We start from the raw sequence: 14109 nt of genomic DNA on the forward strand, positions 1-14109 counted from the left end.
CGCCAGCTCCTCGAATACATTTTCTGAGCTGCCTGTTCGGCAGTGAGCTCTATTGGCCGCTCCGGCACTATCGCATCTCATTTCTGAGCTGCCTGTTCGGCAGTGAGCAGTCTCGCCCTCTGCGCTGCTGATGGCCTCATTTTCTGAGCTGCCTGTTCGGCAGTGAGCTCGAGCCCGTGGCGGATGTTTTGAATACCGCGATTTCTGAGCTGCCTGTTCGGCAGTGAGCTTCGCGGCCGGCAGCTTCGGCGTGGGCGAGGATTTTCTGAGCTGCCTGTTCGGCAGTGAGCTAGACAAAACCAGAACCAACCCACTAATTTTTAAAGAAAAAACACCAAGACCCCTCTTCAGACCCAAATTTTCCCCCGCAGCCAAAGCCCATATGCCGCAAGGCCTCTGGAGTATGCGTGGAAAAGAGGGTCGGCGGCGGGGATCGCCATCTATTCGCATCCGGCCGCGAAAAAACTCACAGCCCAGCATATCTCTGTATGCAGGATGAAATTCACCAATGCCATCATCTCCTTGCCCACCAATGCCAAAGATATAAGCAAAAATGCAGCCGTTCTCATCGGGCGACCTCAAGACCATCCTGCACTCCAAGCGCGCCAATCTCTATTACCTGGAGCATTGCCGGGTGCTGGTCAATGGTGGCCGGGTGGAGTACGTAACGGATCAAGGAAAACAATCCCTGTACTGGAACATACCCATCGCCAATACAACCACGCTGCTGCTCGGTACCGGAACATCCATCACCCAGGCTGCGATGCGGGAACTGGGCAAAGCCGGTGTGATGGTGGGATTCTGCGGCGGAGGCGGCACGCCGCTCTACACCGCCGGCGAACGGGATGTGGATATCGCCTGGCTATCGCCCCAGAGCGAATACCGCCCCACCGAGTACCTGCAGAACTGGGTGCGTTTCTGGTTTGACGACAATCTGCGGCTGGCTGCCGCCAAGGCCTTCCAGCAGGCTCGCCTCGATCGCATTGCCGATCACTGGAGCACCAGCCGGGCACTTGCAGAAGCGGGTTTCACTACGACTCGCGAGAGATTGCTATCTGCGCTGGAAGCCTCCCGGCGCGAGATCGACAAGGCAGCGAACAACACCGCATTGCTCACTGAAGAAGCCCGGCTCACCAAGAAGCTCTTCAAACTCGCCTGCGACAGCACCGGTTACGGCGACTTCGTCCGCGCCAAGAACGGCGAGGGCGGAGACCCTGCGAACCGCTTCCTCGACCATGGCAATTACCTTGCCTACGGCTTGGGTGCGACTGCCGCCTGGGTGCTGGGCTTGCCCCACGGGCTTGCGGTGCTTCACGGCAAGACTCGGCGCGGCGGCCTCGTGTTCGACATCGCCGACCTGATCAAGGACGCAGTCATTCTTCCTCAGGCTTTCCTCTCCGCCATGCGGGGCGACGATGAGCAGACTTTCCGGGAAAACTGTATCGGCAGCCTGGTGCAGACGGAATCACTGGACTTCATGATCGACACGTTGAAGGCAATCGCAAGCAGCATCGGAGCCCAAGCCGGATGAATGTGCTGCTGATCTCCCAGTGCAGCAAGAAGGCCCTCACCGAAACCCGCCGCATCCTCGATCAGTTTGCCGAACGGCGCGGCGACCGGACCTGGCAGACGCCCATCACCCAGGCCGGGCTGGAAACGCTACACCGCCTGCTGCGCAAGACCGCCCGCAAGAACACGGCGGTGGCCTGCCACTGGATACGCGGCAAGGATCACAGCGAACTGCTGTGGATCGTGGGCGACGCCCGCCAGTTCAACGCCCAGGGTGCCACGCCCACCAACAGCACCCGCCGCAACGTGCTGCGCAGCCAGGACGAAAACGACTGGCACTCACTGCAGACCCTGCATCTGCTGGCCTCGCTGGCAGCACTGCTGCACGACCTCGGCAAGGCCTGCAGCGCTTTCCAGGATCGCCTGCGCCAGCACACGGCTGGCGAGCGCAACCTCTACCGCCACGAGTGGATCAGCCTGCGGCTGTTCCAGGCCTTCGTCGGTGAGGATGATGACGCCGGCTGGCTGCAGCGCCTTGTTTCGCCTACTGCCGACGACGATGCCAGCTGGCTCGCACCTGACCGTCTGCGGTGCGACGGCCAAAGCCCGGCTGCAGCGCAGTCCAAACCCTTTGCCTGCCTGCCCCCGGTCGCCCGTGCGGTCGGTTGGCTGGTGCTTACCCACCACCGCCTGCCACTGATGCCAGCCACAGACCAACCCGGCCGCTGGCTGGGCGAACGGCTCACGGATTTCCGCAGCAGTCGTCTCGATACCCTGCTGAACGACATCGACGCCAGTTGGAACGAGTTGCCCAGCCCCGCGACGGACATGGCCATCCAGCCCTACTGGCACTTCAAGCACGGCCTGCCGGTCAGCGAACCGGCATGGCGCAAACGGGCCGCGCGCCTCGCCAGCCGCCTGCTGCCACTAGCGCAGGCCGGGCAAGCGCCGGACTGGCTCGAAGATCCCTACCTGATGCACCTCTCACGCCTGGCCTTGATGCTGGCGGATCATCACTACTCCAGCCTCACCGATTCCAGCGCCCGCAGCGACCTCAACCCCGCCTACCCCCTGCATGCCAACACAAACCGCCGTGACGGCAGCCTGAACCAGACGCTGGACGAACACCTGCTCGGCGTGGCCCGCCATGCCGGCGCCGTAGTCCATGCCCTCCCCGGCTTCGAGCGCCACCTGCCCCGGCTGGCCCGCCACAAAGGCCTGCGCCGGCGCAGTAGCGACCCACGCTTCCGCTGGCAGGACAGTGCCGCCGACCTCGCCGGTGCCATGCGCGGCGCCTCCGTCGATCACGGCGCCTTCATCGTCAACATGGCATCCACCGGCTGCGGCAAGACGCTGGCAAACGCCCGCATCATGAATGCGCTGGCCGACCCCGTGCAGGGCATGCGCTGCGCCTTCGCCCTCGGCCTGCGCACCCTCACGCTGCAGACCGGGCAGGCTTTCCGCAGTCTGCTTGGCTTGGGCGAACATGAGCTCGCCATCCGCGTCGGCGGCGCCGCCAGCCGCGAACTGTTCGAACGCCATGTCCGCGAGGCCGAGAACAGCGGCTCCGCCTCAACCCAGGCGCTGCTGCCGGAAGATGGCGGCGTGCTGTTCGAGGGCAACGATGCCCATCCCCTGCTGCAGCGCCTCAGCCGCGATCCGCAGGTACGCGCGCTGATAGGCGCGCCGCTGCTGGTGTGCACCGTGGATCACCTGACTCCCGCAACCGAAAGCGCGCGCGGCGGCCATCAGATCGCGCCCATGCTGCGGCTCATGAGCGGCGACCTTGTGCTGGACGAGCCCGACGACTTCGACATCGACGACCTGCCCGCCCTCACCCGCCTGGTGCACTGGGCGGGCCTGCTCGGCAGCCGCGTCCTGCTGTCCTCCGCCACCCTGCCGCCTGCGCTGGTCGAAGGCCTGTTCGAGGCCTATCTGGAAGGCCGCCGCCACTTCCAGCGCCATCGCGGCAGCACGCCCGGGCAGGCGCCCGAGGTCTGCTGCGCCTGGGTGGACGAGTTCAATCAACAGCGCCATGACTGCACCGACACGCAGTCCTTCGCTGCCGCCCACCTCGCCTTCGCCCGCAGTCGCCATGCCCAGTTGGCCGAACAAGCCGTGCGCCGGCGCGCCGAACTGCTGGTGCTGCAACTGGACAACAGCACCGAGCGCGCCCAGCCTCGTCCCGCCTTGGCCCGGCGCATGCTCGACGCCGCCCTGCGGCTGCACGCCGACCACCATGAGATCGACCCTCGCAGCGGCAAGCGAGTGAGTTTCGGCCTCATGCGCATGGCAAACATCTCACCGCTGGTCGATGTCGCGCTTGCGCTGTACGGCCAGGGCGCGCCAGCGGGGGTACGCATCCACCTCTGCACCTACCACGCCCAGTTCCCTTTGGTGCTGCGCTCGGCCATCGAACATGAGCTGGATGCCTGCCTGGACCGCCGACAGCCGCAAGCCGTATTCAGCCGCGCCATCATTCGCGCCGCGCTGGATGCAGCCACAGAAGCCGATCACCTGTTCATCGTGCTCGGCTCCCCGGTTACTGAGGTAGGCCGGGATCATGACTACGACTGGGCAGTGGTCGAGCCCTCCTCCATGCGCTCGCTGATCCAGCTCGCCGGCCGTGTGCGGAGACATCGCCCCGGTGCAGTCGCACAAGCCAATCTCCTGGTGCTCGACACCAACCTGCGTGGCATCGAACGCCCCGGCAAACCCGCCTTCTGCCGGCCCGGCTTCGAGGACGAGGGCACCTTCCGCCTCGACAACCACCGGCTCGGAGACCTACTGGCCGAACACGAATACGCCGCCATCGACGCCCGCCCCCGCCTGCTACCGCGCGAAGACGCGCCGCTCGCCCCGCGCCAACGGCTCGTCGATCTGGAACACGCCCGCATGCAGGCTCAGATGCGCCCGCAGCCCGGTGCCACCCTCACCGCAGCGCAGATCCGCAAGGGCGCCAAGGCCACCGCGCCGCTCAACGCCACCAGTTTCTGGCGTCATCCACAGGCCATGCTGACGGCCGCGCTACCCCAGCAACAGCCCTTCCGCGCCGATCCCGTCCGACGCATCGACCTCGTGTTGCTGCCGGACGAGGAGGGCGGCACCCGCTTGCACCGCATCACCCAGGATCGCAGGCAAGGAGAGGACTACCTGGTGGAGATAGAAGCCTGCCGGCTCCATCGCGTAGGCAGCGAATGCTTCAACGGCTTACGCATCGGCCCGTGGGCGCATGCCGATTACCTTGGCGCCCTGACCGAACTGGCGGAGGAGCGCGACATGCCCCTGGAAGCCTGCGCCCGCCGCTACGGCACACTGAGCCTGCCCGACAGCGAACAGGGTTGGCGCTACCACCCGTGGTTGGGGTTCAGCCGCAAATGATGATTAGGAAGGCAAGCGCAACGCGTCAGACGACGAAAAGCTCAAGCCGCTCCTTGCTGGGCGGCTTCGAGCACAGCCGGCAATGCTGCCTTCAAACCGGGCAAAGCCTCGGCCACCGTCGTCCAGACAATATCGAGATCCATCTCGAAATAGCCATGCGCAATGCGGTTGCGCATGCCTTTCATGCTCGACCAGGGGACTTCCGGGTGAAGGCCGGCAAACCCGCTGTCGTGCTCCAGCACCTTCGCAGCAAGCTCACCGATCAGCAGCAGGTTCAACACCACCGCCTGCTGGGTGCGACGCTCCGCAATGAACGCTTGCCGGTCCATGCCTTCGACGTACTCCAATGCCTGCGCAACCGCCTCCTGCATCTGCTGCAGCCAAAGTTGCAGGCGCACATGCGTCACAGCGGTCTGGCCTCGGTAACGACCTGCTCACGGATGGCCGGCGGTAAATCACCCGGCGTCACGACATCTACCGGCACCCCGAGCAGACCTTCCAGCTCGACCTGCAAGCCGCCGAGATCGAACAAGGTGGCGCCCGGCAGTGCGTCCACCAGCAGATCGAGATCGCTGCCTTCCTTATCCGTCCCATGCAGTACCGAACCGAACACCCGGGGATTCGCCGTACGGAAACGCGGGGCGAGGGCAAGGACGAGGTTTCTCTTCTGCGAAAGCGCCTCTGACGGCCTCATGTTTTCTGCACTCCGAGATGCGCTCATTAGCTGCCTGACGGCAGTAGATCCGACTCACACGTCTAGCGGTACATCGCGTTGGATTCTCCCACACACCTCCACCCTTGCACCAAACAGCCCTTCTCTGACTTTTCCTAGAGGTTGAGCCGATGAAACAAGACCAGCCCGAAGCTCCGCGACAAAGGAACTTCGCCGTCGCGATCGATGAGTTCTTAAAGGCTCGCCTCGACGCCAAGCTCGAAAAGCTCGCCAACGATGACCCCAAGCGCGATGAACTCATCGCCCAGCACACCCGCCCGACCTGGCTAGCCGACGCGGCGCGGCGGGTGGCGCAGATTCAGGCCGTCACCCATGCGCTCAAGCCGATGCACCCGGATGCGCGCGGCACCAACCTTTACTGCGCCCCCGGATCCCTGCCGGCGCACGCCGAAGTCGGCAGCCACGTACTAGGCCCGCACTTCGACGGCGATGTGGTCGGCAATGCCGCAGCGCTCGACGTCTACAAGCTGCTCAAGCTGGAAATCGACGGCCACAGCCTGCTGCACTGGCTGCAGGCCGGCGATGCAGACGCGCTGGCCGCACTGGACGATGACACCACCACCGCCCAAGCCTGGGCTGACGCCTTCACCGGCATCACCCGCCCCCGCAGCACCTCGGCCGCCTCTCATCCGCTGGCCAAGCAGCTTTACTGGATGATCGGCGACGACGCCGCCGATGACCGCCACTACCACCTACTCGCGCCGCTGTATGCCAGCTCCCTCGCCCACGCCGTCTTCCTGCGCATCGAGGACGACCGCTTCGGTGAAGCCGCCAAGGCCGCACGCCAGGCCCGGCGCGACGGCGAGGACCATGCCAGCGGTTACCGCGACTACCCCGGCCTCGCGGTGCAGAAGCTGGGAGGCACCAAGCCGCAGAACATCAGCCAGCTGAACAGCGAACGCCGCGGCGGCAACTACCTTCTCGCCTCACTGCCACCACAGTGGCGAGCCAGAACGCTTAGCCCGCCCTTGCGCACCGAAAGCGTCTTCCCCCGCTTCGGCCGCCAGCCCGAGGTGCGCAAGACCGTCCGCGAATTGCGTGACTTCCTGCGAAGTGACCCGCCTTCGACGCTGGAAACCCGTCAGCGCCGTGAGGCACTGGTAGATGACTTGATCGACGCCCTGGTGGCCTACGCTCAGCCGCTGCAGGAAGAACTGCCGGCCGGCTGGAGCGCCGACGCCGATTGCCGCCTGGAAGCCTGCGAACGCCTCTGGCTGGACCCGGGCCGTGCCAGCGAGGAAGCCGGCGATGCCGCCTTCGCGGCGGATTGGCAGTTCATGGACTGGCCGGCGGATATCGGCAACCGTTTCGCCAACTGGCTCAACCACCAGCTCGACCGCCTGCTGCCGGTCGGCGACGTGGAAGCCCGCCAATGGGAAACCGAACTGCTGCTGCACAGCCGCTGGGCTGACCAACTGCACCGCCAGCGGCGCGAGGCGGAAGCGCCCACCGCCATCCCAACCAGGAGGACACGCTGATGCATTCGGCCGCTTCCCGCCTGCCAGCCAGCCAGGGGCTGCTCATCCTGCCGCGTCTGCGAGTCCAGAACGCCAACGCCATCTCCAGTCCGCTCACCCACGGCTTTCCGGCCATGAGCGCCTTCCTCGGCCTGATGTGGGCGCTGGCCCGCCGGCTGGAACCGCAAGACCTGCCGCTGACGCTGGACAGCGTTGGCGTGATCTGCCACGACTTCGACGAACAGACCACCGACGCTGGCTACACCCGCGCCTTCCGTCTCACCCGCAACCCGGTGGACAAGAGCGGCGCCACCGCCGCCATCGTCGAAGAAGGCCGCATTCACCTCGACATCACCCTGGTGTTTGGCGTCACCGGCGGCTGCGTGGATCTGGATGCCGGGGCACGTCAGACCATCGCTGCACAGGTGGCGGATACCCTTGCCGGCCTGCGCATCGCTGGCGGCAGCGTGCTCCCCGTCGGCCGCGCCAGCTGGAAACAGACGCCCGAACTGCTGCCGCTGGCCGACAACGCCGAGGAGGCGCGCAAGCAGTTCCGCCGACTACGCCGGCGTTTGCTGCCCGGCTTCGCGCTGGTGTGCCGCGACGATCTGCTGCAGGCCCGGCTCCACACCCTGCAACAGGAGCAAGCCACGGCCACTCCACTCGACGCGCTGCTGGATCTCGCGAGTTTCCACTGGCGGCCGCAAGCGCCGGAGGCGGAAGCCCCCGCCACGCCAGGCGGAAAACAAGCCTGGGCACCAGTGGAACGACCCGGCTGGATCGTGCCGATTCCAGTGGGCTACGGCGCGCTCTCACCGCTGCAGGCCGCCGGCAGCGTCGCCAATGCACGCGACAGTCACACCCCTTTCCGCTTCGTCGAGAGCCTCTACTCAATCGGCGAGTGGCTGGGGCCGCATCGGCTGCAATCCCACGACCAACTGCTGTGGTACGGCGATAGCAACCCCGACAGTGGCCTCTACCGCTGCCGCAACGATTACGCCCTCTCCCTTCAAGCCTGAAGTCCCGATACGCAAGGAAACCGCCATGACGCTCAAGACCGCCTCCGTCCTCGCCTTCGAACGCAAGCTCGACCCCTCCGACGCCATCTTCGCCGCTGGCACCTGGGCAGACCGCGACGACGACCGCCGCTGGGCAGCAATGCCGCCGCGCGAGAAATCCGTACGCGGCACCATCTCCAACCGCCTCAAGACCAAGGACCAGGACCCCGCCAAGCTCGACGCCGCCATCGAGAACCCCAACCTGCAGACGGTCGACGTCGCCGCGCTCCCCAGCGATGCCGACACCCTGCGGGTGAGCTTCACCCTGCGGGTGCTCGGCGGCACTGGCAAACCCTCCGCCTGCAACGACGCCGACTACCAGCGCAAGCTGCAGGAAACGGTGAGTGCTTACACCGCGGCCAACGGCTTTCTTGAACTCGCCCGCCGCTACGCTTTCAACCTCGCCAATGGCCGCTTCCTGTGGCGCAACCGCATCGGCGCGGAACAGGTGGAAGTGCACGTGACCCAACTGGTCGGCGGCGAAACCAAGGCAAGCTGGACCTTCGACGCCCTCTCGCTGCCGCTGCGCCACTTCGACACCCCGGCAGAAACGGCAAAGCCGCTGGGCGAACTCGCCGACGTCATCGCCGGCGGGCTGGCCGGCGAGCATCACGTGCTGCTCCGCGTCGTGGCCTTCGTGCGCATGGGCGCCGGGCAAGAAGTATTCCCCTCGCAGGAACTCATCCTGGACCGCGGCCGCGGCAGCAAGAGCAAGACGCTGTACGAGGTGGACGGCACCGCCGGCCTGCACTCGCAGAAGGTGGGCAACGCCCTGCGCACCATAGACACCTGGTACACGACCGAAGGCGGAGACACCGCCGGCCTCGGTCCCATCGCCGTGGAGCCCTACGGCTCCGTCACCACCGAAGGCAAGGCCTACCGCCAGCCCAAGGACAAGATGGACTTCTACTCCCTGCTGGACAATTGGGTGCTCAAGGACAAGGCGCCAGCGCTGGAGCAACAACACTTCGTCATCGCCACCCTGGTGCGCGGTGGCGTGTTCGGCGAGGCCGGCTGACCATGGACCGCTACCTGGAAATCCGCCTGCTGCCAGACCCGGAGTTCCCGCCAGCCACCCTGCTCAACGCCCTGTTCGCCAAGCTGCACCGCGGCCTGGTGGCACACGGCGCCGGCGACATCGGCGTCAGCTTTCCGGAAGCGGGTAACGGCAGGCATACACTCGGGCAACGCCTGCGCCTGCATGGCAGCGCTGCCGCCCTGGAGCAGCTCATGCAATTGAACTGGTTGCAGGGCATGCGGGACCACGTCGAGGTGGGCGAACATCGCGCCACGCCGAAGGACGCCGCCCACCGCGTAGTGCGCCGCATCCAGGCCAAGAGCAACCCGGAGCGCCTTCGGCGCCGCCTCCTCAAGCGCACCCCAGGCATGGATGCGCAGACCGCGGCACAGCGCATCCCCGACAGCGCCGCGGAGCAGCTGAACCTGCCCTTCATCGCCCTCGCCAGCAGCAGCAGCCGGCAACGCTTCCCGCTCTTCATCGAGCATGGGCCACTACAGAAAGAAGCCAGTCCCGGCCCCTTCAACGCCTACGGGCTCAGCCCCACCTCCACAATCCCCTGGTTCTGACCCTTTTTTTTCGACGACCGCCCCCGTCCAATGAAATCAATCACTTGGACGGGGCGTTATTTTTTGGGTTTTGTTCGCAGGAGATGCGTTCTTTCTTTAAAAATCAGCGAACTCTGGACGTTTCTCTCTACTTCACTGCCGCACAGGCAGCTCAGAAATTGAGGCGCAGCAGCGCCTGCCGCTCCAGCGTCTTCACTGCCGCACAGGCAGCTCAGAAATTGTGGTCGCCGGCGAAGATGTGGGTGACGTTCTTCACTGCCGCACAGGCAGCTCAGAAATAGCTGCCTGGGCGGAGAAGCCGACGCAAACCCTTCACTGCCGCACAGGCAGCTCAGAAAAACTCCCACCACTTCTCCCCTGCCTCTTCCAGCTTCACTGCCGCACAGGCAGCTCAGAAATTTACGCCTCCGCAAACATCGGTCGTTTTCAGCTTCACTGCCGCACAGGCAGCTCAGAAATGACGATTCCGCGTTTTTCCGCTTCGTCTAAGCTTCACTGCCGCACAGGCAGCTCAGAAAAGCGGGAAACAGCAGATCTTGCGACTCCCAACCTTCACTGCCGCACAGGCAGCTCAGAAATGTTTCGGGTGGCGCCGCCCCTCCGCCCTCGTCTTCACTGCCGCACAGGCAGCTCAGAAATGCGGGGATCTGGTCAAAATGGTCCACCGCCGACTTCACTGCCGCACAGGCAGCTCAGAAATTAGCCCCAGAAGCTGGCAACGGATAAAGCTGCTTCACTGCCGCACAGGCAGCTCAGAAATATTGAGTTGTTCGGCAAGATTATTGTCCTTGCTTCACTGCCGCACAGGCAGCTCAGAAATGAGCCTGAGCCGCCGCGAGTTCGGAGCGCAGCTTCACTGCCGCACAGGCAGCTCAGAAATGAGTCGCCCAGGCGTTGCGGCAACTCTCCTCCTTCACTGCCGCACAGGCAGCTCAGAAAATGTAGCGCATGACGCCGCCGCGCTCGCTCTTCTTCACTGCCGCACAGGCAGCTCAGAAAGTTTGCAAGACTGGCCGGACTGCCGGCGACAACTTCACTGCCGCACAGGCAGCTCAGAAAAGCCCGTTAACGTGATTGTCACGAAAATAGGTCTTCACTGCCGCACAGGCAGCTCAGAAATGGTCAGAACCCGTGCAAGTCTCGCCACTACCCTTCACTGCCGCACAGGCAGCTCAGAAAACTCGGACAAGGTATTCCCGGCAACGGCGAACCTTCACTGCCGCACAGGCAGCTCAGAAATTCGGATCAACTTTAAGCGCAGCCAACAAACGCTTCACTGCCGCACAGGCAGCTCAGAAAGTGGCCGTCCGCCGAAAGCTGGTGGGCCGATGCTTCACTGCCGCACAGGCAGCTCAGAAAAAGCTTCGGCGAGCTGAGGCAGCACTTGCCCACTTCACTGCCGCACAGGCAGCTCAGAAATGCACCTTCTTGATGTATTTGTCCGGCTGGCCCTTCACTGCCGCACAGGCAGCTCAGAAATCAAAACGCCCCGTTGTCGCACCACCTGATGACTTCACTGCCGCACAGGCAGCTCAGAAATATGGTTAATCGTGATTGTCACGATAAATACACTTCACTGCCGCACAGGCAGCTCAGAAATGGAACTGTTGGGCTGCGATACGCATGGCGATCTTCACTGCCGCACAGGCAGCTCAGAAAATCGCGTGCGGTGGGGTGGATCAAGTACAAGTCTTCACTGCCGCACAGGCAGCTCAGAAATGGAGCAAAGGCAGGCTCACGCAAGCGTGCTTCTTCACTGCCGCACAGGCAGCTCAGAAACAAATCAGGCTGCGGCGGCTGTGCAGCGGCTGCTTCACTGCCGCACAGGCAGCTCAGAAATAACTAATCTTTCATAAGCCCGCTTACGAGATCTTCACTGCCGCACAGGCAGCTCAGAAAAGTGCCTCTACGCGGCCGCGCAATCGGTCGGCCTTCACTGCCGCACAGGCAGCTCAGAAATACTCAGACGGCAAAGCCGAAACGCTGACGCTCTTCACTGCCGCACAGGCAGCTCAGAAATTGATCTGCATAGGCTTTTTCTGGTGCCGTCACTTCACTGCCGCACAGGCAGCTCAGAAATGCGCGAAGCAGGCGTTCCGGAGATCGAAATACTTCACTGCCGCACAGGCAGCTCAGAAAGGTTGCCGATCCAGCCGATTAGGCCGATCAGGCTTCACTGCCGCACAGGCAGCTCAGAAATGAAAACCCAGCACTTCACGGTGACGGCGCGCCTTCACTGCCGCACAGGCAGCTCAGAAAATGTGCAACCGCACCCTGCAAGACGCCCGCCTCTTCACTGCCGCACAGGCAGCTCAGAAAATGCGCAAACGGGATAACGAAGCAAAGCTTGCCTTCACTGCCGCACAGGCAGCTCAGAAAGCTACCGGACTGGCACAACACCAGCTGATATTCTTCACTGCCGCACAGGCAGCTCAGAAAAGGCCGCCGAAGCGCTCGGCGTCACCCCCACCACTTCACTGCCGCACAGGCAGCTCAGAAAAGCAACAACCCGTCCACCGGCTGGGTAGCGCCCTTCACTGCCGCACAGGCAGCTCAGAAACTCCACGCCGGGCACCGCCGACAGCAGCGTCTCTTCACTGCCGCACAGGCAGCTCAGAAAATCCGGCCCTGAGAGCGCGGGGTCATTGCCCGCTTCACTGCCGCACAGGCAGCTCAGAAATACGAGTTCCCGACGCGCGGACGCAATCTGATCTTCACTGCCGCACAGGCAGCTCAGAAAACCCTTGCCTTCAGTCGCCGAGGTGGATTCAACTTCACTGCCGCACAGGCAGCTCAGAGAGAGCCGGCCGGCAGCGACAAGCTGCCCGAGCCCTTCACTGCCGCGTGGGCAGCCTAGAAGCAGCCTTTCCCGAACTCGGTGCCGGCGGCATTCACTACCGAACAGCCACTTGGAAAACCGCGGTTTAAACAGCAACCGGGCAAACGCCTGCCATTACCCGGGCCTCGAAAACCGGAAGACACGGCGCCGCCCGCATGGCGGCTGGCAGCGGGCCAGCGCGCCGCCGTGCTGCGGGCGGCGCCGGCGAAGGCCACGGGCTTACTTCAACCCGGCCAGATAATCAGCCATGGTGTCGATGTTCTGCGCGCCCAGGCGGGTGACCGCCGCCGTCATCGGCGCGTAGATGCGCTCGCCGGACTGGGTGAGGTAACGGCGCAGACTGCGGCGGATGTACTCCGGCTGCTGGCCGGCGAGGCGGGGGAAGGTTTCGGCGCCGCGCGCATCCGGCTGGTGGCAGGTGGCGCACAGTTGGGCGAACAGCTCCGCGCCCCTGGCGGTTCCCGGCGGGCCGGACGGCAGCGGGCGAGCGGCGGCGTAGTAGCTGGCGATGGCGGCCTTGTCGCGCTCGCTCAGCACCTTCATCAGGCCCTGCATGAATTCATCTTTGCGCCGGCCGCTGAGGAAGGCCTCGATTTGGCCCAGCAGGTAGGCCGGGTTCTGCGCCGCCAGGTTGGGCACTTCCGGGTAGCGGCTGATGCCGCCGTCGCCATGGCAGTTGGCGCAGAAGAAGGCGGCCTTGCCGCCCTCCTCCGCCAGCACCCTGGCCTGCGCGGGATCGCCCGCCGCGCGAGCGAGGATGGCGCTGGCCTTGTCGGACAAGGCCGGCAGTGCCGTCGAGGGCGCGGCGGCCGGGTTCTGGGGGGCCGGCGCGGCGGCCTGGGCGGGAACGGCGAGGGCTGCGAGCAGGAGTGCAGCGGCGAGCGGCAGTGCAGCGGCCGCGCGAATCCGGGCGGCAATGGGGAGCATGAGGCTTAACTCCGGGCCACACATGCGACCCTGTTCATGACGACGTTGTTATCCGCTGCAAGGCTAGCACCGCTGATTCGCCCTCAGCGTGACCGGCGTCACGCCGCGCGGTCGATCATCACATAGCGCTTCTTCACCGTCTCCAGCACTTCGAATACGCCGGTGAAGCCGGCCGGTATCACGCAGGCCTCGCCCGGCCCGAACTCCCGCGCCACGCCCTGCTCGTCGGTGATGCGGAGGCGGCCTTCCAGCACCTGGAAGAATTCATGGCGGCCGGGGTGGAAGCGGATGCGCCAGGCACCCGGCTCGCAGGCCCAGTCGCCGATGGAGAGGGCGCCCGCGTCGGCGGCGTAGCGCTCGGCGGTGAGCCGGCGCGGTGGCGTGCCGATGGCGCGCTCCGGCGCGGGGCGGTCTTCGACCGCGGCGGGGGCGGCGTCGGCGAAGGCGATCAAGGCGGGATGGGGCATGGCGTTAACTCCGGCGGGATTCAATGAAAGCAGCAGGCGAAGCGCCGCCTGCGGCGCGTTCGGCGCGACAGCAACCAGACGCGCTTATTCAGTCTGCAAGCAAGTGCATCGCACGGCACCGGCTGCTGGCGCGCAGCGTCGTCCGGGAAGC

The 14109-nt window shown here is 64.8% G+C and carries 10 protein-coding genes and 2 CRISPR repeat arrays (1 of these 12 only partly in view); of the genes, 6 read left to right on the top strand and 4 right to left on the bottom strand.

What is annotated here, in order from left to right:
- A CRISPR array of direct repeats spans positions 1-290; the repeat unit is 28 nt; unit sequence TTTCTGAGCTGCCTGTTCGGCAGTGAGC; it begins 1301 nt to the left of the window's first position.
- 263 nt (positions 291-553) lie between these two features.
- Both cas1f and cas3f read left to right on the top strand, forming a co-directional pair.
- Positions 554-1531: a type I-F CRISPR-associated endonuclease Cas1f gene (gene cas1f / locus GRF61_RS10770; RefSeq protein WP_169150655.1), complete on the top strand. Its 978-nt coding sequence runs from the start codon at positions 554-556 to the stop codon at positions 1529-1531.
- On the top strand, positions 1528-4890 hold the full coding sequence (cas3f, locus tag GRF61_RS10775; RefSeq protein WP_169150656.1) for a type I-F CRISPR-associated helicase Cas3f: 3363 nt from the start codon (positions 1528-1530) through the stop codon (positions 4888-4890). The genes cas1f and cas3f overlap by 4 nt, the downstream gene beginning before the upstream one ends.
- A 41-nt stretch (positions 4891-4931) precedes the next feature.
- On the opposite strand, the gene GRF61_RS10780 is transcribed toward cas3f, so the two are convergent.
- The gene (locus GRF61_RS10780; RefSeq protein ID WP_169150657.1) at positions 4932-5297 is read right to left on the bottom strand and encodes a DUF86 domain-containing protein; all 366 of its coding nucleotides are present in this window, start codon (positions 5295-5297) and stop codon (positions 4932-4934) included.
- Positions 5294-5584, bottom strand: a complete 291-nt coding sequence (locus tag GRF61_RS10785) for a nucleotidyltransferase family protein (RefSeq protein ID WP_169150658.1) — start codon at positions 5582-5584, stop codon at positions 5294-5296. The genes GRF61_RS10780 and GRF61_RS10785 overlap by 4 nt, the downstream gene beginning before the upstream one ends.
- A 149-nt stretch (positions 5585-5733) precedes the next feature.
- Between GRF61_RS10785 and csy1 the strand changes: the two genes are divergently transcribed.
- Genes csy1 through cas6f form a run of 4 tightly spaced genes read left to right on the top strand, consistent with a single transcriptional unit; the run spans position 5734 to position 9725 of the window.
- Complete coding sequence (gene csy1, locus GRF61_RS10790) at positions 5734-7101, top strand: type I-F CRISPR-associated protein Csy1 (RefSeq protein ID WP_169150659.1); 1368 nt, start codon at positions 5734-5736, stop codon at positions 7099-7101.
- Complete coding sequence (gene csy2, locus GRF61_RS10795; protein ID WP_169150660.1) at positions 7101-8099, top strand: type I-F CRISPR-associated protein Csy2; 999 nt, start codon at positions 7101-7103, stop codon at positions 8097-8099. The genes csy1 and csy2 overlap by 1 nt, the downstream gene beginning before the upstream one ends.
- A gap of 25 nt (positions 8100-8124) precedes the next feature.
- On the top strand, positions 8125-9156 hold the full coding sequence (gene csy3 / locus GRF61_RS10800) for a type I-F CRISPR-associated protein Csy3 (RefSeq protein WP_169150661.1): 1032 nt from the start codon (positions 8125-8127) through the stop codon (positions 9154-9156).
- A 2-nt stretch (positions 9157-9158) separates the two neighbouring features.
- Complete coding sequence (cas6f, locus tag GRF61_RS10805) at positions 9159-9725, top strand: type I-F CRISPR-associated endoribonuclease Cas6/Csy4 (protein WP_169150662.1); 567 nt, start codon at positions 9159-9161, stop codon at positions 9723-9725.
- Between the two features lie 130 nt (positions 9726-9855).
- Positions 9856-12585: direct repeats of the CRISPR family, unit length 28 nt; unit sequence CTTCACTGCCGCACAGGCAGCTCAGAAA.
- Positions 12586-12783: 198 nt separating this feature from the next.
- On the opposite strand, the gene GRF61_RS10810 is transcribed toward cas6f, so the two are convergent.
- Together GRF61_RS10810 and GRF61_RS10815 are read right to left on the bottom strand one after the other, a co-directional pair.
- Entirely contained in the window at positions 12784-13491 is a 708-nt protein-coding gene (locus GRF61_RS10810) for a c-type cytochrome (protein ID WP_169150663.1), read from the bottom strand.
- Positions 13492-13589: 98 nt separating this feature from the next.
- A complete protein-coding gene (locus GRF61_RS10815) occupies positions 13590-13958 on the bottom strand; it encodes a cupin domain-containing protein (RefSeq protein WP_169150664.1) in 369 nt (122 codons plus the stop codon).
- Positions 13959-14109: the final 151 nt, after the last annotated feature.

Origin of the sequence: Azoarcus sp. TTM-91 (assembly GCF_012911025.1) — a bacterium.
Lineage (GTDB): Bacteria > Pseudomonadota > Gammaproteobacteria > Burkholderiales > Rhodocyclaceae > Azoarcus.